Raw genomic sequence first — 20,386 nt, 5'->3', positions numbered from 1 at the left:
GGCACGGATTTTCGAACGAGCGACGGGACAGGCCCCGCTACTGCACCGGCCGCAGCCCCAGCGGTCCCGCGATCTCCTCGGCCATCACGCGGCCGGCCTCCTCGGCCAGGTCGTCGTCGATGGTTTCCGAGTCGGTGTCCAGGCCGTCCAGGTCCTGGAGGGGCTGGTTGAGGCGGATGTGGGCGATCAGGGACTGGAGTGCGCGCAGGGCGGCGGAAGCGGTGGAGCCCCAGTTGGAGAAGTAGGAGAACTGCCACCACCACAGGGCCTCGGTGGTGCGGTCCTCCTCGTAGTGGGCCAGGCCGTGGCGCAGGTCGGTGACCAGGTCGGCCAGGTCGTCCGAGATCCGGGCCGGGACCGGGGCCTTGCGGGGCTCGTACGGGTCGAAGACCTCGGAGTAGACGTCGATCGGCTCCAGCAGGGCGGCGAAGCGCTCGCGCAACCCGTCGGCGTCCGGCTCCGCGCCCAGGTCCGGCTCGTAGCGCTCGTCGGGGACGATGTCCTCGTACGCGCCGAGCCGGCCGCCCGCCAGCAGGAGCTGGGAGATCTGGAGCAGCAGGACCGGGACGGCTTCCTCGGGCTCCTCGACCTTGGACACCTCGGTGACCGCGACGATGAATGTCTTGATCTGGTCGGCGATCTGGACGGCGAAGTCGTCCGGGTCCTGCGTGACGGAGTTCAGCGTGGCGTCAGACATCGAGGGGACCTCCCGTGGGCACGGTCGCGAACGGTGAGTAGAACATAGCGTCGCTGAACGTAAAGCCGCCGTGAGTCGTGGGAACGGTCGCGGGAAGGATCACCGGACGAACATCGGAAGACGTAAAGGCGTCAGACATCGAGCAAGCGCCTCCCCTCGAAGGCGCGGCCCAGGGTGACCTCGTCCGCGTACTCCAGGTCGCCGCCCACCGGCAGACCGCTGGCCAGCCTGGTGACCCGCAGGCCCATCGGCTTGACCATCCGTGCCAGGTACGTCGCCGTGGCCTCGCCCTCCAGGTTGGGGTCGGTCGCCAGGATCAGCTCCGTGATCGAACCGTCGGCGAGGCGGGCGAGCAGTTCGCGGATGCGCAGATCGTCCGGGCCGACGCCCTCGATCGGGCTGATCGCGCCGCCGAGCACGTGGTACCGGCCCCGGAACTCACGGGTCCGCTCGATCGCGACGACGTCCTTCGGCTCCTCGACCACACAGATCACCGACGGGTCCCGGCGCGTGTCCCGGCAGATGTTGCACTGCTCCTGCTGGGCGACGTTGCCGCAGACCGAACAGAACCGGACCTTGTCCTTGACCTCCAGGAGGGCATGGGCGAGACGGCGCACATCGGTCGGCTCGGCCTGCAGGATGTGGAAGGCGATCCGCTGCGCGCTCTTGGGACCGACGCCGGGCAGCCTGCCCAACTCGTCGATGAGGTCCTGAACCACGCCTTCGTACAACGGGAACGCCTTCCTTTCCTGTTCTGTCCTTGATGAGCCGGCGCCGTTCTGTCCTTGATGAGCCGCGCCGGAGGATTCAGCGGGTCAGAAGGGAAGACCGGGCACGCCGCCCAGTCCCTGGGCCAGCGGGCCCAGCTTCTGCTGCTGGAGCTGCTGCGCGTTCTCGTTCGCCGCCTGGACGGCGGCGACGACGAGGTCCGCGAGCGTCTCGGTGTCCTCCGGGTCGACCGCCTTCGGGTCGATCACCAGATTGCGGAGCTCGCCGGAGCCGGTCACGGTCGCCTTCACGAGACCGCCACCCGCCTGGCCCTCGACCTCGGTCCTGGCCAGTTCCTCCTGGGCCGCGGCGAGATCCTGCTGCATCTTCTGGGCCTGCTGCAGCAGTTGCTGCATATTGGGCTGACCACCACCGGGAATCACGGTCACTCCTGGCATTTCGACGACAAAATGTTTCGGTATGCCGAGCCTACGTGGTCACCGGGCGGCGCGCTCCACCCACTGGCGAGCAACTCTTTCGGGTGAGTTTCAGGCAGCCCTTGCCGGGTTCCTATACCTGATCACAGGCCCTGCCAACCCGGGAATACCGCGTTTTCTACCCCATGGCCCACCATTCGGCGGTAGGAAGGGCATGCGCATCAGGGCGCCCAGGCACACCGATCGTCACGCAAAGTTACCCACCCGGGACGGTCGGCCATGACGGAGAGCAGTGAGCACCCCGCCGTCCCGAAACACATCGCCACATCAGGCGTCGCTACGCAGAATGCAGAGGAGTACCCGGTGAGTCAGCCGGAGATGCAGCCCGAAGGGCCGCCCCGCAACGAGCCCGGTTCGGCCGGCTCGGCCGGTCCCTCCGGTTCGTACTCCCGCGCACGGGGCCGGGATCTGGCCAGTACGCCGTTCCCGCTCGGCGACTGGAACGAACCCGCCGACCGCCTCGACGAGCTGTACCGCTGGGTCGAGACCGACGCGCTGCGCACCGCCGACTGGTACCTCAACGACCGGGTGTGGAAACGGCGCGGGGCCAGGGCGCTGCGGATCGGCACCGCGTTCGGGGCGGTCGCGGGCACAGCGCTGCCGCTGCTCGATCTGACCGGGGCGCTGCACGGGGCGGCGGGCTGGGGCTATCTGTCGCTGCTGCTGGGGGCCGCGAGCATGGCGTGCGACCGGTACTTCGGCCTCACCTCCGGCTGGATGAGGAATCTCGCCACCGCCCAGGCCGTGCAGCGGCGCCTCCAGGTGCTCCAGTTCGACTGGGCCTCGGAGTGCGTACGGGAGGTCCTCGGCCCGACCGAGGGCACGGCCAGCGAGGCGGCCGAGCGGTGCCTGGGAGTGCTGCGGCGGTTCTCGGAGGACATCACCGAGCTGGTGCGCACCGAGACCGCCGACTGGATGGTGGAGTTCCGGGCCGGGCCGGCGCCGATGGGGATGCAGGCGCTGTCCTCGAACGGCGGCAGCAGTGGGCGTACGGAGCACGGGGTGCTGTCGGGGCGGTTCCCGTTGCAGACGATGACCCGGCCGAACATGCCGCGCCAACGCCCTCCGGAGTCCCCGCGGTGACCTCGCGGGCGCCCGGAAACGGGCGCCCGGGAAAGGCCGGGAACGGACAGGCCCCGAGGGGTCTGCCCTCAACTGAAGATGATCATTGAGCCCTGGGCGAGGCTGCGGGTGGCCGCCGCGTGCAGCCCCAGCCAGACGTGCCGCTCACGGGCGAACGGGCTGTCGTCGTACGGGATCGGGGCCGCCGGTTCCTCCAGGGAGGTCGGTGCGGCGGGCGGCAGCGGGGCGGCCGGCGGATTGGCCGGGTCGATGCCGATGGACGGGGCGACGTACTGCAACTCCCGCAGCAGTCCGTGCGAGGAGCCGAGCGGACCGCCGCCCTCCAGCAGGTCGTCGCCGGACAGCGGGGCGGCGAAGTCCAGCGGGACGTACGCCCCGGCGTGGTCGTAGTGCCAGACCAGGTGGGACTGACGGGCCGTCGCCTCGAACATCTCCAGCAACTGCTCGTAGTCCCCGCCCAGTTCGCCGACCGGCGTGACGGCGAGACCGCTGAGCTGGAGCAGGAAGGCGCGGCGCAGGAAGTGCAGGGCGTCGTAGTCGAAGCCCGCGACCGGGGCGACGTCGCCCGTCAGCCCCGGCATGTAGGCGTACACGGGGACGGGCGGCAGTCCGGCCTCGCCCAACGCCTTGTCGTAGACGGCTATCTCTTCGGCGAACGGGTTGTCGGGGCTGTGGCACAGCACATCGACGAGGGGGACCAGCCACAGGTCACAGGCCACGAAGTCTCGCTCTCCCACGGTGCGCATCGGATGTTCGGGATGGTCGGGACAGCGTAATGCGGTGGGCGCGTTGCGCACAGTGGCCATGGGCGGCGTGGGGGTCACCCGCGCGGCGCCCCGGGGCCCGGCGCCTGTCCGGCCGGCCCGGCGCCGCGCCGCGGATGCCCGAGCTCACCGGCCGCGAGCCGGTCCGCCCAGTTCATCGCGTGGGTCCGGTAGTCGTCCAGCACCGCCCGTACCGCGTCGTGTTCGCCGAGCGTGACCGCCGCGACGAGGTCCTGATGGCCGTGCCAGAGCCAGTCCCGGGCGGCCGCGTCATGGCGCAGGTAGGGCACCGCGAACACCCAGGCCTGGACGCGCAGTCGGTGCAGGAAGTCGTTGATGTACGCGTTGCCCACGAGCGCGCCGAGCTCGCGCCAGAACCGCAGGTCGTAGCCGATGAGGATGTCGAGGTCGCCGCCCCGCGCCGCCCGCGCGGCCTCCTGGGCCCTGCGGCGTACGGAGACCAGGCAGTCCCGATACCCCGTCAACTGCGCGGTCGGGAGCCCGGCGCCGAAGAAGATGCCGCGGATGACCCCGTCGATGACCAGGCTGCGGGCCTCGACCAGGGACCGGTAGTCGGCGACGGTGAACTCCCTTACCCGGAAGCCCCGGTGCTGGTCCGATTCCAGAAGTCCCTGCGCGGAGAGGTCGAAGAGCGCCTCGCGCACCGGTGTCGCCGACACGCCGTACTGCTCGGCGATCTGTTTGACCGTGAACTCCCGCCCCGGCTGCAGACGCCCGGCGAGCACCTCGTCACGCAGCGCGTCCGCGATCTGCTGCCGCAGCGTACTGCGGGTCACAGCTCCGCTCGCGCACATGGCGCCCCTCCCCATTTTTCTCCTGCGGTCACCTTAAGCCAGGGCCGCTGTGCCCGGATCCGGGCAGGGGAGGGGCGTGTCGCACTTTCGGACAGCGATGTCGCCGGTCCGCGCTACCGACTGTGCTGCCGGACCGCGCGGGCCCGGGTCACGCTGTGTGCTCGTCCGCGACCGACAGCGCCGCGTCCAGAGCCGCGAGGCCCTCCTTGGCCTCGGCCTCGGTGATGTTGCAGGCCGGAACGGCGTGCGTGCGGTTCATGTTGATGAAGGGCCACAGGCCGTTCTTCTTGGCCGCGGCGCCGAAGGCCGCCATCGGCGCGTTGGCCTCGCCCGCCGCGTTGTACGGGACCAGCGGCTCGCGGGTCTCCTTGTTGCGGACCAGGTCCAGCGCCCAGAACGCGCCGAGGCCGCGGACCTCGCCGACCGACGGGTGGCGCTCGGCGAGTTCGCGGAGGCCGGGGCCGAGGACGGTCTCGCCGATGCGGGCCGCGTTCTCGACGACCTTCTCGTCCTCCATCACGCGAATGGTGGCGACGGCCGCCGCACAGGCCAGCGGGTGACCGGAGTAGGTCAGTCCGCCCGGGTAGGCGCGGGTCTCGAAGGTCGCGGCGATCTCGGCGGAGATCGCGACGCCGCCGAGCGGTACGTAACCGGAGTTGACGCCCTTGGCGAAGGTCATCAGGTCCGGCACCACGTCGAAGTGTTCGGCGGCGAACCACTTGCCGGTGCGGCCGAAGCCGGCCATGACCTCGTCGAGGATGAAGACGATGCCGTACCGGTCGCAGATCTCGCGGACGCCCGCGAGGTAGCCGGGCGGCGGCGTCATGATGCCCGCGGTGCCGGGGATCGTCTCCAGGATGATCGCGGCGATGTTGCCGGGACCCTCGAAGGCGAGGGTGTCCTCCAGGTGCTGGAGCGCGCGGGCGCACTCCTCGGCCTCGGTCTCGGCGTGGAACGGCGAGCGGTAGAGGAAGGGCGCCCAGAAGCGGACGACGCCCGCCGAGCCGTTGTCGGACGGCCAGCGGCGCGGGTCACCGGTCAGGTTGATCGCGGTGGACGTGGCGCCGTGGTACGAGCGGTAGGCGGAGAGCACCTTCGTACGGCCGGTGTGCAGCCGGGCCATCCGGACGGCGTTCTCGACGGCCTCGGCACCGCCGTTGGTGAAGAAGATCTTGTCCAGGTCGCCGGGGGTGCGCTCGGCGATGAGGCGTGCGGCCTCGGAGCGCGCCTCGATCGCGAACGCGGGGGCGAAGGTGGCGAGCTTGCCCGCCTGCTCCTGGATCGCGGCGACGACGACGGGGTGCTGGTAGCCGATGTTGGTGTAGACGAGGCCGCTGGTGAAGTCCAGGTAGCGGTTCCCGTCGTAGTCCCAGAAGTACGCCCCGTCGGCGCCGGCGACGGCGAGCGGGTCGATCAGACCCTGGGCGGACCAGGAGTGGAACACGTGCGCACGGTCGGCGGCCTTCACGGCCGCGCCGGCGGCGGGGTCGACATGAGGGGCATGAGGGGTCATGCGGCGAGCGTAGGCGGCGCCGGGAGCGGTCCGACATGGCCACCTTGTATGGCGTGGGGCGCTCGGGTGGGCAGGGTGTCGGGTCGTCGGAGTACGGGGCAGTCGTGCGGCCCACCGACGGGACCCCGCGGCGGAGCCGCATCGTCCAGGGGCGCGATGAACCTCCGGGACCCCCACTCCTGGCCCGCGCCCGCGCCCACCACCGCCGCCGGTGCGCGCAGAACGCATGGTCCCGGCGCCCGGATCCCCCCAATACCCCCGAAGCCGCAACCGGCCCGGCCGTGCGCGGCGTGGATCCCTATGATCGAGCGAGCCACGCCAGGCACGGTCAGTTCAATCCCGGGGGAAGGACGTGTCAGCGCCATGCAGAGCCTGACGCCACAGGATCCGCGCGCCATCGGCGCGTACCGGCTGCTGGGCCGGCTCGGTGCGGGCGGCATGGGCCAGGTCTATCTGGCCCGGTCCGACCGCGGGCGTACCGTCGCGATCAAGCTGGTACGCGGGGAACTCGCCGAACAGCAGGAATTCCGCGACCGGTTCCGCCACGAGGTACGGGCCGCCCGCCAGGTCGGCTCCACCTGGACCGCCCCGGTGCTGGACGCCGACACCGAGGCCGCCGTGCCCTGGGTCGCCACCGGATACGTCGCCGGCCCCTCGCTGCACGCCACCGTCACCGGCCGCCCGCGCGTCCCCGAGGGCGCGGCCTCCGGTGCCTACGGCCCCCTGCCCGAGCGTTCGGTCCACATCCTGGGGGCCGGTCTCACCCGCGCCCTCCAGGCCATCCACGCCGCCGGGATCGTCCACCGCGACCTCAAGCCCTCCAACATCCTGCTGACGATCGACGGGCCGCGCGTCATCGACTTCGGCATAGCCCGGGCACTCGACACCGTCACCGACGGTGCTGTCACCCGCACCGGGGCCCTGGTCGGATCGCCCGGTTTCATGGCGCCCGAGCAGATACGGGGCGAGCGGGTGACCGCGGCGTGCGACGTGTTCTGCCTCGGCTCGGTACTGGCGTACGCCTCGACCGGCCGGCTTCCGTTCGGGCCGTCCGACAGCAACCCGCACGCGCAGATGTTCCGGATCGCGCAGGAAGAACCGGATCTGACCGGCGTTCCCGCGGACCTCGTCGAACTGGTCCGGGACTGCCTGCACAAGGACCCGGTCGCCCGGCCGGCGACGGACGCGATCCTGCAGCGTCTGGCCGACGGCGACTCGACCGAACCCTGGCTCCCGGGCGCACTGATAGCCCAACTCGGACGCCATGCGGTGGAGTTGCTGGACTCGGAGGACCCGGAGGAGGTGGCGGCGGCTGCGCAGGCCCCCGTTCCGGACCCCGCACCCCCGACGCCCGCACCTCGCACGCATCCCGCTTCTCCTGCGCCTCCCGCTTCTCCTGCGCCTCCCGCGTCTCCTGCGCCTCCCGCGGACCGCCCCGTGCACACGCCGCCCCCGACGGCCGGCACCCAGCCCCCGGCCCCCGCACCGTCGCCGTCGCACGCCCCCGCCTACGGCTACCCGCCGCCCGCCCAGCCGCACCCCGGCCAGGGCTTCGGCCCCCAGCTCGGCCCTCAGCTCGGCCCCCAGCAGAGCCAGGCCGGGTACGGGTATCCGCCGCAGCAGCACCAGCCGTACCAACAGCCCGGGTTCGGCTCCACACCCCCGTACGGCTCCACACCCCCGTACGGCCCCACACCCCCGTACGGCCCCGCCTACCCCACCGCCCCGCAGCCCGAGCCCGAATCCGCCCGCCGCGGCAGGGGGGCGACCGTCGCGCTCATCGCCGTCGCCGTGCTCGTGGCCATCGGTGCGGGCGGCTCCGTCTACGCGCTCATGAACGGCAAGCCGACGGGCCCCACGCCGTCCCCCACCGACTCCCGGTCCCCCTCGGACAACTCGTCGGGCTCCCCCGGGACCGACGATCCGTCGTCACCGGACCCCTCCCCCACCGACGGCCGGAAGAACGGCGACGGCCCCATCCCGTCCGGCTACCTCGGCAGTTGGTCGGGCTCCATAGACAACGCGGCCGGCCACTCCACCCGGAAACTCGTCATCCAGCAGGGCGAGGTCGGCGAGAGCGTCCTCACCCTCACCGCGGACGGCCCGCTCGACACCGGCGGCTCCTACCACTGCGTGTTCCAGGCGGACCTGACCGCGGAGCCGTCCCCGGGCGGCCCCGTCGAGGTCGGACCCTCCACGGTCACGGTGGGCGAGCCCATGACGTCCTGCACAGCGGGCAAGGCCACCACGCTCACCCTGCTCCCGGACGGCACCCTGCGCCGCGAGAACAACGACAGCGGCGAGAAGCTCACGTACACCAAGGACCAGTAGCAGGACGGGGGTTCAACCCAACAGGGCGGATGCCGCGTTGAGCGGCAACAGCGCATGCCGATGTCTGGCCGGCGTTCCTCACCCGGGCGAACCGACCATTCGCGGGGCCGGAGCCGTCCGGCCCCGCAAATGTGTACGACTTGTGGACGCCATGGCATACCCTGCGTTCCTGGGCCGCACCCCTGACTCATCTCCGGGTGCTATGCGGCCTCTCTTACCGTGGGGGTAAATCATTTTGCGTACGCGCAGAATCTCGACCGCGACCTCGCTCGCGGTTCTCTTCAGCTCAGTGGTTCTGGTCGGCGGGGCGGCGAATCCGGCCGCTGCCGACTCCTCCAAGATTCTTCCCGCCGCTTCCGTCGGCGACGTCGTCGCCGACGGCGTGCACCAGCGGGTCTTCATCAGTGACCCGACCAGCGGCAAGGTCCTCGCCACCGACTACAGCGGCAACGTCGTCGGGACCATCCCGTCCCTGCCCGGCGTGACCGGCCTCGAACTGTCCGCCGACTCCGGCACGTTGTACGCGGGGGTGCGCGGCGCCGACGCCATCGCGGCGATCGACACCTCCGCCCTGGTGGAGTCCGCCCGTTATGCGACCGGCGCGAACACCGAGCCCGCCTACCCGGCGCTGGCGGGCGGCAAGCTCTGGTTCGGCTACGGGGCGGCTGCCGAGGGCAACATCGGGTCACTCGATCTGTCCGGTGCCGAGCCGGTCGTCACCCTGGGCCAGGATCCTGACCGCACCTGGTACTCGGCCCCGACCCTGGCGTCCACGCCGGGCGCCCCGGGCACGCTGGCCGCCGGGATCGAGGGGCAGAGCCCCGTCCAGTTGGCCGTGTACGACGTCGCCTCGGGGACGGCCACGCGCACCGCACAGGTCCGCACCGACGGCAGCAACCTGCGTGACCTGGCGCTGACCCCGGACGGCTCGCAGGTCGTGGTGGCCAGCGGGGCCCCGTACCGCCACCAGGCGTACCGGACGTCCGACCTCACCACCGGGACCTCGTACCCCTCCGACGCGTACCCCAACGCCGTCGACATCGCGCCGGACGGCACGGTCGCCGCGGGCATCGACGGCTCGTACGAGCCGGACGTGTACGTCTACAAGCAGGACACCACCACACCGATCCGGACGTACGACTTCCCCAACACCGGGACCAGCAGCGGATCGGACCTCCTGGTGCCGGCCGGGCTGGCCTGGGCACCGGACACCAGCCGGCTCTTCGCGGTCACCGAGAACAGCACGGGCGTCCGCTCGCTGCGGGTGCTCACCGATGCCGTGAAGTCCCCGACCACCGTCACGGTGAACGCACCGGACAAGTCGGCGCTCGACAAGAAGCTGACCGTCACCGGACGGGTGAAGTCCGCGGGTGCCTTCCCGGCGGGCGCGAAGGCCACGGTCACGCGCACCGACATCGAGTCGCCCAAGGGCAAGGCACTGCCCGCGGTGACGCTCAAGTCGGACGGCAGCTTCTCCTTCACCGACACCCCGACCGCGGGCGGCCAGGTCACCTACAAGGTGTCGTACGCGGGCGACGCGACCCACTCGGCGGCCTACGGCTCCGACAAGGTCGCCGTGTCCCGGTCGGCCACCTCGCTGACCCTGAACCACAACAAGGCGCTGTACTCCTACGGCACCGATGTGTCGTTCACCGCGCACCTCGGCACGACATACAAGAACCGCACCGTCGAGCTGTGGGTGGACCCGTTCGGGCCGGACAAGCCCAACAAACTGGTGAAGACCGGCAAGGTCAACTCCAAGGGCGACCTGTCGACCACGGTGGACATGACCCGGGACACCACGGTCACCGCGGTCTTCAAGGGCGACGGCCGGTACGCCTCGAAGAAGGTCACGTCGACCGCGTTCGCCAAGGTGAAGGTCTCGACGTCCGTCTCCGAGCAGTACAAGACGGCGAAGATCGGCAAGACGTCGTACCGGTACTTCCACAAGAAGACCGACCCGGTCTTCACGACGACGATGACGTACTACAAGAACCGCTCGCACAAGCTGTCCCTGGAGCTCTACTACCAGGGCAAGTGGTACGACGCGGGCTCGCAGTACTTCATGCTCGGCACCGGTGGAAAGACCCTCGTGACGCTGAAGGGCACGCATGACACGGGCTACCGGATGCGCGTCCGTGCCTCGTACGTCAACGGCACCTCGGGCGACACGGTGAACTCCACCACGCACGGCGCCTGGCAGTACTTCATCTTCACGAATTGACTTCCGCTCCCCGCCCTGAAGGGCGTTCCATCGTTCATCAGTACAACGAGCAGCAGAACCGTCCGCTCCAGCCTGCCTGCCAGAGCAGCAATTCAGAATCGCTTCACCACCGGGCTGAAGCCCGGCGCACTGCGATTGGTCCCGGTAGCTGCTCCTGCAAGCGGATGAAGCGTGGGGGCCGGGCGGATCGCCCGGCCCCCACGTCAGCCTCGCCATGGACCTGCACACCACGAGTCCAGGTGTCCACGTCGGTCAGCCGAGCAGCTCACGCAGCCGGCCCGCCTGCCGCTCAGCCGTACCGGGCGGGTTCACGCGATGCGCGGGATCTTCGAACGAGAGGATGAACAACCAGGTCAGCGCGAGCAGACGACGGCACTCGCGCAGGCGGACGTGCTCCTCGGCGGTCAGGTCGAAACAGCCGAGGAAGGCCGTGGCGTCGAAACCTCCGTCGACCCAGCCGGAGACGTGCTCCGTGATCTCCGCCAGTTCGAAGGCACGATCACTGCGGCCGGAGTCCTCGAAGTCGACCACCCGGATCCGGGAAGCGCCCTCGTCCCAGAGGTAGTTGGCGAGGTTACCGTCACCGGGACCGAAGACCGGTGCCCCGGGGACGTCCGGCGCGGTGGCGAGCCCCGGCCGGTCCAGCCAGGCCATGCCCTCGCGCAGCGCCGCCCGCACCACGGATCCGGCAGCCGGCCCGGGTCCCCGGCCGTGCCAGGTGCGCAGCCGCGCGACCAGCCCGGCCTGGTGGTCCGGACGCACCGGCACCCGGGCGAGACGGTCGTACGGGACCGCCCTGTACAGCGCGTCGAGCGTCTCGGCCAGCGCCGCCGTCCGCGCCGCGTCCACCGGGGACCCCCGCAACGGGACCCCCGGCACACGTGACATCACCACCGTCGGCGGAACGGCGTCGCGATCGACGGCGATCGGTGTGGGGGCGAGCCCCGGCGCATGGGCGTCGAGCAGGGTCAGGGCCCGCCACTCGCGGTCGAGCAGGGCACGGACGTCGCCCTTCCGGTACCGCTTCGTCACGTCGTCGTCGCGGATCTCGATCACATGGGTGCTCCACCGCACGGAGTTCATGGCACCGATCCTGCCGAGCGGGGCGCGTACGGCCAACTCCTCCCGGGCGGCCGTCCTGCGGCGCGGCCCCTCAGAGCAGCGGCCTCGCCGACATCAGCAGGTGCTGGTGGGCGGGGCGGGAGCCCTCCTCCGGATCCTCGCCGGGCGTCCGGCCGGTGACCATCGCGCGCTGGCCGGGGCCCATCAGCTGGAACCTGATCACGGGGTTGTCGAACGAGCCCAGGGCGTCCATCAGATACGCGGGGTTGAAGGCGACCGTCAGGTCGTCGGCGCCCTCCAGCGCGGCGGGCAGTCGCTGCGAGGCGACATCGTCCTCGTAGCCCGCCTGGAGCAGCACCGAGCCTTCGGAGAAGGTGAGGTGGAGCGGGCTGCCGCCCTCCGCGACCACGGCGACCCGCTTGACGGCCTCGACCAGGGGCGCCCGGTCCGTCTGTGCCGTGACCGCGCCGGTCATCGTGAACAGCTTGTCGTGACGCGGCAGCCGGCCGTCGAGCAGACGCACCGTCGTACGCATCCCGGCCAGCTCGAATCCGGCCGAGCCGCCATCCAGCGCGAGCCGGACCATGCCGCCCCGGCCGAAGGAGCGGGCGATCTCGGTGAGCCTGCGGGCAGAGACCACGACGTCGGCCGGGGAACTGTCCGGGGCACCGGCCGCGCCGGGCTTCCAGGCAAGGGTGCGCACCGCGAACCGGTAGCGGTCCGTGGCGGCGAGCGTCATCCTGTCGCCGTCCAGTGCCAGCCGGATGCCGGTCAGCGTCGGCAGTGTGTCGTCCCGGCCCGCCGCCACCGCCACATGGGCCACGGCCGCCGCGAACTCCTCCGCGTCCACCTCACCGAGCACCTCCGGCAGCGACGGCAGCGGCGGGTAGTCGTCGAACGGCAGCACCGAGAGGCCGAACCGGGCACCGTCGCTCGCCAGCGAGAACCGTGAACCCTCGACCGCGCACTCCACCGCCTTCTCGGGCAGCACCCGGCAGACATCGAGCAGCCTGCGGCCCATGACCAGCACCCTGCCGGCCCGTACGGTCTCCGCCTCCACCTCGATGCGGGCGGACGCCTCGTAGTCCAGCCCGGAGATGCGCAGCCGGCCGTCGGCCGCCTCCAGCAGCAGCCCGCCCAGCACCGGAACGGGTGAGCGGGTGGGCAGCACCCGGGCGGCCCACGCCACGGCATCGGTCAGTGTGCTGCGCTCAATGCGGAATTCCATGGCGGCGGCCTCTCCCCCGTCGGCTCCGATCACGGTCGTGATCGCGAGGCCGACACTAGGGGCCGCCACTGACAACGGAAGAAGTGGAACGGTTGCGGCCGACGCGACAGCGGCCACCCCCGTGAGCCGCTGCTGTCGCCCCCGTACCCCTCCCCCGAAGGTGCCGCAACCGTGTTCGAACTCTAGGTCCTCGGGTAGGTACCCGGAAGCTTCGATTCGCACTGTGTGGGCTGTCATGGGTATCACTCCGCACAATCAAACCGGTAGCCTGCATTCCGGTTTTGGGCAGGAGCGGAGGATCTGTGCACGCGCGGGAACGGGCCGACGACGTACTGCGGATGTACCGGCTGGCCCGGTCCGGGGGGTCGCGGGAGCTTCTGCACTGGGTGTCCGGCCGGGCGGCGGGCTGGGCCGGGCTGCTCGACGGGGACGGCACCGTGCTGCACGGCGTGACCCGCAGCCCGGACGGTACGGGCGTCGGGGCGGCCGCGCTGGCGGGCGAGTACGCGAGGGGCCTGTCGAAGCTCGACGCGCGCTCCTTCGCCTTCGACCGGGGCCCGCACACCGCACTGCTGTTCCCGCTGGACGGCCCGCCGGACGCTCCCGCCCCGATCCTCGCCGTGGTCGCGCCGCGCCCGCTGCCGGACGGGCTCGCCATCCTGCTCTCCGACGTGACGATGCCGCTCGCCATGTGCTGGGCCGCGGAGGCCGTGGAGCGCAAGCGGCGCCGCGTCGACCTCGCGGAGTCCCGCAGCCGGGAGGCGGTGCTGCACCTGCTCATGACGGGTCAGCTGTCCATAGCGCACCAAGTGGCGGGCGCCCTGCGGCCCACGCTGCCCGACCCCGTCCGGGTGTACGTCGTGGAATGCCCGGTCGGCCGCCGGGACGAGGTGGCACGGATCTGCACGGAACTCTCCGGCGGACGGTCCTGGATCGTCCGTTGCCCGGTCTACGCGCGCCATCTGATCCTCGTCGTGCCGGCGGACGCGGACGCGGCCGAACAGCGGCTCGGCCTCCGGGTCGCCGAGGTGGTGACGGAGTGCGTCGTGGGGGTGAGCGAGGACCTGCCGCTGCCCGACACGGCGACCGGCTACCGCCAGGCGTTCCACGCGCTGGCCGTGGCCCGGGGGCTGCCGGACCGGCACGCTTGCTTCGGCTCGGCGCCGGACCCGGCCGTGGCCGCCGGGGCGGACGGCGTGCGGTGGGCGGACGAGCTGCTGCACCCGCTGCTCACGTATCTGCCCCGGCGCAGTCAGGACCCGGGCAGCCAAGAACTTGCGGCGACGCTCGCCTCCTGGCTCGCGTTCTCCTCGCACGCGACCCAGCATCTGAAGATCCACCGGAACACCCTGGCCGCCCGGCTCCGGCTGATCGGTGAACTGCTCGGCCTCGACCTGAACCGGGTCGGCGACCAGGCCGCCCTCGACCTCGCCCTGCGCATCCGCGCCACCCCCACCGGACACGAAAAGGCCCGCCGCGAGGAGAAGGCGGCTCAGCCGTCCCTCGCCCTGGACGACATCCTGCGCGTCCCGGCCGTACGGGAATGGGCGGTCCAGCAACTGCGCCCGCTGACCGGTCCCGACGCCCCCAGGAGCGCGGCCGACCCGCAGGACACCCTGCGCACCTGGCTGCGCTGCGAGGCCCAGCTCACCCCGACCGCAGAGGCGTTGGACATCTCGGTGCCGGGGGTCCGCAAGCGCCTCACCCGGCTCGAATCGGTGCTCGGCCGCTCGCTGCTCCAGGCACCCAGTGCCCGTTACGACCTGTGGCTCGCCTTCCGCTCCCTGGACGTCACGGGAGCGGGAGCCGCGGGTCCCCGCTGAGGACGGGGCGTCAGCAGCCCAGGTCGCCCATCCATACCCGCCGCCCCAGTTCGTCCAGCTCTTCCTTCAGCCGGTGACACTCCGGAAGCGCTCGGCCCAACAACCGCCAGTACGCGGGTCCATGCCCCGGCACACGCGCATGCGCAAGCTCGTGAGCGACGACATAGTCGACCAGGTGGATCGGCAGCTGGAAGGTGGCCCAGTGCAGCGAGATGACTCCGCCACCCGATGCTCCAGAACGGTAGCTTCCCCAGCGGTGTCCAAGATCCCGGACCCGCACCGACGACTCGGGAACGTCCATCCGCGCAGCGAATGGCTGGAGTCGGCCGCGCATCCAGCGCTCCCCAGCCCGGCTGTACCAGTCGGCGAGCGCCTTCCGCGCGAGAACAGGATCGGCGGCAGTGGTGCTGTCCAGGCGCAGTCGGCCCGCCACGAGCCGTACAGCGGGCGCCGCGGACGGGCCCGTGTCCGGCTCCATGGCGTCGACGACGAGGAGCCTGTAGTCCCGCCCCAGGTAACGGTGGATCTCACCGTCCCTGAGTGAGCGCGTGGGATGGAGTTGGCGGCGCTCTTCGCTGAGACGCGCCTTGGTGTCGATCCAGCCCGCGCTGCCGCGTACGAAGTCTTCCGCGCGCCGGAGCCCGCACCCCTTGGGCACGTGCAGGGTGAGCGACCTGTCCCGCTCGACCGTCAGGCCCAGACGCCGACGGCGGAGACTGATCCGTACCCTCAGCTCCCGCCCGTCGACGACCAGGGTCCCGTCCTCGGTGAGCGCGGGCTCGCCGAGGGCGGCCGGGTCAGGGAGCTGGGTGGGCATGCGGCTATTCTCTCCGCGCCTCGGACCGGAAGGCCTCCAGGTGCTGCGTGGCGTACCCCGCGAGTGTCGAGGCGAGCCGGTTCACTTCCTTGCGCCCCTCGCCCCCGTGCCGGTATCCGGCCGCGCGCAGCCGTGCGTAGAGGCACGCCTCAAGCCTCGCGACGTGCGCCGCGCCACCGCCGAAGGAGGCCAGCCGCACCCGGCTGGTGATCTCGTCGTACACCTCGGCCACGACGCGACGCAGCTCCTCCGGTGCCGGGTCGTCGAAGAGCTCGCTCTCCGCCAGTTTCTCGCCGAGAAGTACGTAGAGCCGCTGCTCCATCGGCGTCAGGTCGGCAATGACGGGGTCGATCTCCTCGGCCTGCCGTGCCCGCTCGACCAGCGGGCCCAGCTCGCGGCTGATCGCGTCCCAGCGTCCGGCGAACTCTTCCAGCACCCGCTCCAGCTCTGCGGACAGCTGCCGGTACACCGCCCGGTCCTCCACCGCCTGCCGCTCCTCAAGGTGGTACCGCAGACCCTGGATCTGTTCGGCCGCCGCCTCCCGGACCGGAAGCCTGCTGACCACCTCGTCGAAGTCGGGAGCGAGGATCGACACCGGCGGAATGGCCTGGGCCACCTCTTGTGCTTCCAGGTGATCGGCGATCAACGCGCGCACCTTGCGCCCGTAGCCACGCATCACGAAGCCACCGCCGGTCTCGTCGCGGTAGTGGCGACGTACGCGCATCTGGAGCACACTCCACGCCCGCGCGTCGGGGACGAACTCCAGGGCGCCCTCGTGCGGCAGAACACGGTCCACCGCCCCCAGGAACGCGCCGAGCGTCCTGTCGAAGTCAGCCCGCCGCGTGGGGTCCGAGAGGGCGAGCACCGCTTGGGCCAGTCCTGCTCTCGTCGTGAGACCGTCCGCGTCGATTCCCTCCGCCGCCAGGAACTCGCTGAACTCCTCCGCCGTCCTGCCGAGCTCCGGCAGCTCGTCGGACATGTCGCGCAGTGAGTCGACGGCGCGCGGGTTGCCCCGGTAGGCGGCGAGGGTCACGGCGAGGTTGCTCAGTACGCCGTAGTAGTCGATCACCAGGCCCTCGGTCTTGCGGCGGGCGGGCCGGTTGACCCGGGCGATCGCCTGGAGCAGTTCGGCGTCGCGGATCGGCCGGTCCAGGTAGAGCGCCTGCTCGATGGGCGCGTCGAAGCCGGTGAGCAGCATGGACTTCACGATGAGGAAGGCGACGGGCGGCGGATCGGCCGCCTCCTTCGTGCCCCAGACCAGATCGCTCCAGGGATTCATACCGCCGGTGGAACCGGCAGGAACGGGATTCGGCTCCGCCCGGGGGGTGACCGCCCAGGGATTGTCCGGGGGCAGCTGGGGGAACGGCTGGAGGAACCGGGCGATGTGCTCGCGCTGGTTCTTCTCATCGGTCCACTCGCGCCACAGCCCGTCCTTCTGCTCCGAGCCCGCCGAGATCACAGGCACGAAGTCGATACGCCGCAGCAGCTCCTGGAACTGCCAGGCACGCAGGAGAAGCGATTCCTCCGGGGTGTACGACTCCGGCGCCCGGCCTCTGAGGGATTCCCTTCGCCCGCTTCTGTCGAAGTCCTGGACTCGCAGCAGCAGTTCGGTCCGCGCGTCCCGCAGCGCGTTGCGGTAGATGACCGCGGCCCGCCTGCTGACGACCGCCACCTGGGCCTTGAACCCGCCGGTCAGCGGACCGGTGACGTAGTGCTCCAGCATGTCGACCGCTTTGCGGCGGATCAGCGGGGCGGACTCGGCCACGGCCCGCTTGGAAGGGGTGCCGTACTTCGCCCGCACCCGCGCCCGTTCGACCTCTTCGAGCGGTTCGATGAGGTCCTCGAAGCACTCGTCCATGTGCTCCTTGGCGCGCACCTCGGCGGAGGTGGCCCGGCCCTCGTATCGCACGGGCACGACGACCTTGTCGCGTTCCGCCTCGGCCATGCGGTAGGTGTCGAGGAATTGCGGCTCTCCGCCCGGTTCGGTGCTCGGCTCCAGACCGAAGATGCGCCCTGTGTCGTTCAGCCTGCCCTCCATGAGCGGGGTGCCGGTGAAGCCGATCCTGGCCGCGTTGGGCAGGGCCTTGCGCAGGCAGGCGTGGAGGACGGAGGTGTGGGAGCGGTGGGCCTCGTCGACGAGGACGAGGACCCGGTCCGAGTCGCTGCACTCGGGGAAGATCCGTTCGGCCTTGCTCAGGGTCTTGGCGTCCGGCGCGGGATCGGCGACCTCCTGCGCGCTCTCACCTGCCGCGATCTTCCGCCGTGCCGCTTCGAAGTCCTCCTCCAGCGCCCGGTCCTCGCCGCCCGCAGTGTCGCCCGCCCCGTCCTTGCCGCCGACCAGATCACCGAGGAACTTCTGAATGGTCGCGAAGACGACCGCTCGCCCGCCGTCTCGTCCGGCCCGGCGCAGCAGGTTCTCCAGGTCCGTCCGGGACTTCGCCTCACGAACGTCGGAGTCACTCAGCGCTACGGCCTTGCGCAATTGCCGCTGGAGGTCGGTGCGGTCGGTGACGGCGACGAGTGTGATGCCGTTCAGCCCGGGGTCCGGGCTCGCGTGCAGCCGCCGGGCGAGGAACTGCATGGTGAAGCTCTTGCCCGCACCCTGGGTGTGCCAGATGACACCACCGCGCTTGTCGAGGTCCTCGCCCGTGACGCGTCGGCTGCGACGGGTACGCAGCCGCTCGACGATCTTCTCGGTCGCCCGGTACTGCTGATGCCGGCAGACCACCTTCGCCGTCCTGGGCTCCACGGTCCGGCTCCGCTTCGCTCCGTCGCTCCTCTCGCCTCCGAGCGGCTTCTCGAAGACGTAGTGCCGGACGATGTTGAGCAGATTGCCGGGCTTGAGGACGATCGCGGTCAACTGCTGCTGGAGCGTGGGCTGCGCCTTGGCATCAAGAAGCCCCCAGCCGCGCAGCTCCTGTCGGAGGTACCCCGGTTTCTCGTAGTCCGATCCGATACTGCGCCACAGGGCGTAGTGCTCCTCGGAGGAGGAGTACGTCCCGAGGGCGGCGTCCTTTCCGTCGGCCGCGACCAACAGTTGAACAGGCGCGAACAGATGGGGGACCCCCCGCAGCGCGCCCGGTCCCCTGCGGGTGTCGTCGTCCACCGGGCGCCCGGTGTAGGCGCGCAGGTCACGGATGGCCTTGCCCAGCGGATCCCGGACGTCCGGCGACTTGCACTCGATGACGACGAGCGGGATGCCGTTCACGAACAGCACGAGGTCCAGCACGGCGGGCTTGCCGTCCGCGTCACAGACCCGGAGTTGGTCGACGACGAGATAGTCGTTACGGGCCAGGACCTCGTCCCGGCTGCCCTCCAGCGCCTCGTACGACCAGTCGACGAACGGCGTCTTCACGTCCCGGTCATCCGGTCCTGGATGCAGGACACCGTGCAGGAGGAGCTGGGTCGCGTCCCGGTTGGCCTGCGGCAGCGACTGCGCGGATACGTGGCGTGCGGCGGCACGCAGTTGATGGACGGCCGGGTCGGTGTGCGCGTCATCCGTCATCCACGACGAGTGCCGGCGCACGGCGGCCCGCAGCCGCGACTCCAGCAGCACGTCCCTGAAGTCGTCGCGCTCCTTCGCTGCCTTCAGCCGGGCGCCCTCGATGTGCTGCCATCCCATCGCCTTGAGATGCTCCAGCAGCGGCCACTCCGCCTCGACCCGCTCGGTCGTGCCCTCGACCGCTTCGGCAGCCATCTCCCGCGCCTCCCCTGCGTACCGACGTACGTGTGAACCGTGCGAGGGTCCATTGTGCGTCAGCCGTCGGACAGGGGTGCGGCCCAGGCCCCGCAACTGCGGTGCGGTGCCTGGGTGTCCGTGGTGTCGGTGATCTCTCCGGAACCGCCCGTCAGGCGCGGTTGCGGCTGGTGAGGACGGCCTTGCGGCAGTCGGGCCGGCTCGCCTCCGGGGTGATCAGCGCGGCGGTCTCGTCGTCCAGCGCGTAACAGAGCTGGGCGTGCAGGACCTCCGCCTCGGCGGGCGTCAACCGCAGTGCCGCGTCGGCCTCGAAGGCCCCGTCACGGCGCAGCCAGAGATCGATGGACAGCGCCCCGTCCGCCTCCCGCCGCACAGGCTTGCTGGGTACCCGGCTGACACGTACCTGGTCTGCGCTCATCAGGCTGCCGCCTTCGTCGTCGTGAGCGCCGGGCTGCCGACACTGTGCGCTTGGCTCACCCCGGGCAGGACCACGATCCCGTCGAGCGCGAGCCGCATCGCGGTGCGGCGGAAACGGCGTTCGTCGTCGAGGGCGTAGGAGCGGGTACGGAGGACGGCGTGGAGGGGGCGGGGCGCGTACGGCGGTTGGGGCTGGGGGCGGGTGCCGACGCGGGGCGCGGACACCGATGCGGGAACGGGAGTGAGCGCGCGCAGGACGCGCGCCAGGGGCAGCAGGACCAGGTGCACGAGTGTTCGTGGCTGGTGGGTGCGGATACGGTGGAACATGCTGACGCTCCTCAGAGGCGTTGGCCATGCCCCGGGGTGGTTGCACACTGCCGGGGCGCTTCACGTGAACCAACCGGCCACCATCACACCGTGTTAGTTACGCAACACCCACAGTACGGCCCACATGTGGCACGAGACAACATGTTGTGCGAACTGGGATGGAATGGCATATGCCGAGACGTTGCCCGCCTCCTACGCGAAGTCGTCGAACTCCCCCGCCTTGGCGCCCGCCAGGAACGCCCGGAGCTTCTTCCGCGTAGTCCGGACGATCACCTCAGGGTCATCGCTCTCCCGCAGGAGGATGTCCCCGCCCTCCTCTGCCAGCTCGACGCAGCTCCCCGTGTCTGCGGAGAAGGACGACTTACGCCAGTGAAGATCCACTG

The 20,386-nt window shown here is 70.9% G+C and carries 17 protein-coding genes; 4 read left to right on the top strand and 13 right to left on the bottom strand.

Annotated features, from left to right (window positions below):
* Positions 1 to 37 precede the first annotated feature (37 nt).
* The 3 genes from IE107_RS10530 to IE107_RS10520 form a co-directional block, all read right to left on the bottom strand.
* Positions 38 to 697, bottom strand: coding sequence for a DUF5063 domain-containing protein (locus tag IE107_RS10530; protein WP_189543418.1), 660 nt, complete (start codon positions 695 to 697; stop codon positions 38 to 40).
* A gap of 131 nt (positions 698 to 828) precedes the next feature.
* Entirely contained in the window at positions 829 to 1,428 is a 600-nt protein-coding gene (gene recR, locus IE107_RS10525) for a recombination mediator RecR (RefSeq protein ID WP_124719582.1), read from the bottom strand.
* 84 nt (positions 1,429 to 1,512) lie between these two features.
* The gene (locus tag IE107_RS10520) at positions 1,513 to 1,848 is read right to left on the bottom strand and encodes a YbaB/EbfC family nucleoid-associated protein (protein ID WP_189543466.1); all 336 of its coding nucleotides are present in this window, start codon (positions 1,846 to 1,848) and stop codon (positions 1,513 to 1,515) included.
* Between the two features lie 357 nt (positions 1,849 to 2,205).
* Between IE107_RS10520 and IE107_RS10515 the strand changes: the two genes are divergently transcribed.
* Complete coding sequence (locus IE107_RS10515; RefSeq protein ID WP_229866822.1) at positions 2,206 to 2,985, top strand: SLATT domain-containing protein; 780 nt, start codon at positions 2,206 to 2,208, stop codon at positions 2,983 to 2,985.
* 68 nt (positions 2,986 to 3,053) lie between these two features.
* Here the strand turns inward: IE107_RS10515 and IE107_RS10510 are convergent, their stop codons facing one another.
* The 3 genes from IE107_RS10510 to IE107_RS10500 all read right to left on the bottom strand — a co-directional run bounded on the left by IE107_RS10510 (position 3,054) and on the right by IE107_RS10500 (position 6,077).
* The gene (locus IE107_RS10510) at positions 3,054 to 3,704 is read right to left on the bottom strand and encodes a putative DNA-mimic protein (protein ID WP_189543464.1); all 651 of its coding nucleotides are present in this window, start codon (positions 3,702 to 3,704) and stop codon (positions 3,054 to 3,056) included.
* 101 nt (positions 3,705 to 3,805) lie between these two features.
* Positions 3,806 to 4,564, bottom strand: a complete 759-nt coding sequence (locus IE107_RS10505) for a GntR family transcriptional regulator (protein WP_189543417.1) — start codon at positions 4,562 to 4,564, stop codon at positions 3,806 to 3,808.
* A 148-nt stretch (positions 4,565 to 4,712) separates the two neighbouring features.
* Positions 4,713 to 6,077, bottom strand: a complete 1,365-nt coding sequence (locus tag IE107_RS10500) for an aspartate aminotransferase family protein (RefSeq protein ID WP_189543416.1) — start codon at positions 6,075 to 6,077, stop codon at positions 4,713 to 4,715.
* 363 nt (positions 6,078 to 6,440) lie between these two features.
* Here IE107_RS10500 and IE107_RS10495 point away from each other — a divergent pair, with 363 nt between their 5' ends.
* Both IE107_RS10495 and IE107_RS10490 read left to right on the top strand, forming a co-directional pair.
* The gene (locus IE107_RS10495; RefSeq protein ID WP_189543415.1) at positions 6,441 to 8,408 is read left to right on the top strand and encodes a serine/threonine-protein kinase; all 1,968 of its coding nucleotides are present in this window, start codon (positions 6,441 to 6,443) and stop codon (positions 8,406 to 8,408) included.
* A 235-nt stretch (positions 8,409 to 8,643) separates the two neighbouring features.
* A complete protein-coding gene (locus tag IE107_RS10490; RefSeq protein ID WP_189543414.1) occupies positions 8,644 to 10,632 on the top strand; it encodes an Ig-like domain repeat protein in 1,989 nt (662 codons plus the stop codon).
* Between the two features lie 252 nt (positions 10,633 to 10,884).
* Here the strand turns inward: IE107_RS10490 and IE107_RS10485 are convergent, their stop codons facing one another.
* Both IE107_RS10485 and dnaN read right to left on the bottom strand, forming a co-directional pair.
* On the bottom strand, positions 10,885 to 11,715 hold the full coding sequence (locus IE107_RS10485; protein ID WP_189543413.1) for a phosphotransferase family protein: 831 nt from the start codon (positions 11,713 to 11,715) through the stop codon (positions 10,885 to 10,887).
* Positions 11,716 to 11,785: 70 nt separating this feature from the next.
* On the bottom strand, positions 11,786 to 12,922 hold the full coding sequence (gene dnaN / locus IE107_RS10480) for a DNA polymerase III subunit beta (RefSeq protein ID WP_189543412.1): 1,137 nt from the start codon (positions 12,920 to 12,922) through the stop codon (positions 11,786 to 11,788).
* Positions 12,923 to 13,260: 338 nt separating this feature from the next.
* Between dnaN and IE107_RS10475 the strand changes: the two genes are divergently transcribed.
* Positions 13,261 to 14,745 (top strand): PucR family transcriptional regulator, encoded by a 1,485-nt coding sequence (locus IE107_RS10475; RefSeq protein ID WP_189543463.1) that lies wholly within the window; start codon positions 13,261 to 13,263, stop codon positions 14,743 to 14,745.
* A 10-nt stretch (positions 14,746 to 14,755) separates the two neighbouring features.
* Here the strand turns inward: IE107_RS10475 and IE107_RS10470 are convergent, their stop codons facing one another.
* The 5 genes from IE107_RS10470 to IE107_RS10450 form a co-directional block, all read right to left on the bottom strand.
* Positions 14,756 to 15,562, bottom strand: a complete 807-nt coding sequence (locus IE107_RS10470) for a M48 family metallopeptidase (RefSeq protein WP_229866820.1) — start codon at positions 15,560 to 15,562, stop codon at positions 14,756 to 14,758.
* A gap of 4 nt (positions 15,563 to 15,566) precedes the next feature.
* Positions 15,567 to 19,259 carry a type I restriction endonuclease subunit R gene (locus IE107_RS10465; protein WP_189543411.1) on the bottom strand — a complete coding sequence of 1,231 codons (3,693 nt, stop codon included), beginning with the start codon at positions 19,257 to 19,259 and terminating at the stop codon, positions 15,567 to 15,569.
* A 151-nt stretch (positions 19,260 to 19,410) separates the two neighbouring features.
* Positions 19,411 to 19,677 carry a hypothetical protein gene (locus tag IE107_RS10460; RefSeq protein ID WP_189543410.1) on the bottom strand — a complete coding sequence of 89 codons (267 nt, stop codon included), beginning with the start codon at positions 19,675 to 19,677 and terminating at the stop codon, positions 19,411 to 19,413.
* A complete protein-coding gene (locus IE107_RS10455; protein ID WP_189543409.1) occupies positions 19,677 to 20,003 on the bottom strand; it encodes a hypothetical protein in 327 nt (108 codons plus the stop codon). Before IE107_RS10455 ends, IE107_RS10460 begins: the two co-directional genes overlap by 1 nt.
* Positions 20,004 to 20,195: 192 nt before the next feature.
* Positions 20,196 to 20,384 carry a DUF397 domain-containing protein gene (locus IE107_RS10450; RefSeq protein ID WP_189543408.1) on the bottom strand — a complete coding sequence of 63 codons (189 nt, stop codon included), beginning with the start codon at positions 20,382 to 20,384 and terminating at the stop codon, positions 20,196 to 20,198.
* Positions 20,385 to 20,386: the final 2 nt, after the last annotated feature.

The sequence above is a fragment of the Streptomyces gelaticus genome, assembly GCF_014649535.1.
Classification (GTDB): domain Bacteria; phylum Actinomycetota; class Actinomycetes; order Streptomycetales; family Streptomycetaceae; genus Streptomyces; species Streptomyces gelaticus.
The sequence above is the reverse complement of the archived record's forward strand: the minus strand, read 5'-3'. Positions and strand labels throughout refer to the sequence as shown.

Bases quoted from the DNA above. Each gene is read 5' to 3' on its own strand.
- IE107_RS10530 (WP_189543418.1), bottom strand. From the start codon at position 697: ATGTCTGACGCCACGCTGAACTCCGTCACGCAGGACCCGGACGACTTC.
- IE107_RS10505 (WP_189543417.1), bottom strand. From the start codon at position 4,564: ATGTGCGCGAGCGGAGCTGTGACCCGCAGTACGCTGCGGCAGCAGATC.
- IE107_RS10500 (WP_189543416.1), bottom strand. From the start codon at position 6,077: ATGACCCCTCATGCCCCTCATGTCGACCCCGCCGCCGGCGCGGCCGTG.
- IE107_RS10495 (WP_189543415.1), top strand. From the start codon at position 6,441: ATGCAGAGCCTGACGCCACAGGATCCGCGCGCCATCGGCGCGTACCGG.
- IE107_RS10485 (WP_189543413.1), bottom strand. From the start codon at position 11,715: ATGAACTCCGTGCGGTGGAGCACCCATGTGATCGAGATCCGCGACGAC.
- dnaN (WP_189543412.1), bottom strand. From the start codon at position 12,922: ATGGAATTCCGCATTGAGCGCAGCACACTGACCGATGCCGTGGCGTGG.
- IE107_RS10475 (WP_189543463.1), top strand. From the start codon at position 13,261: ATGTACCGGCTGGCCCGGTCCGGGGGGTCGCGGGAGCTTCTGCACTGG.
- IE107_RS10470 (WP_229866820.1), bottom strand. From the start codon at position 15,562: ATGCCCACCCAGCTCCCTGACCCGGCCGCCCTCGGCGAGCCCGCGCTC.
- IE107_RS10465 (WP_189543411.1), bottom strand. From the start codon at position 19,259: ATGGCTGCCGAAGCGGTCGAGGGCACGACCGAGCGGGTCGAGGCGGAG.
- IE107_RS10460 (WP_189543410.1), bottom strand. From the start codon at position 19,677: ATGAGCGCAGACCAGGTACGTGTCAGCCGGGTACCCAGCAAGCCTGTG.
- IE107_RS10455 (WP_189543409.1), bottom strand. From the start codon at position 20,003: ATGTTCCACCGTATCCGCACCCACCAGCCACGAACACTCGTGCACCTG.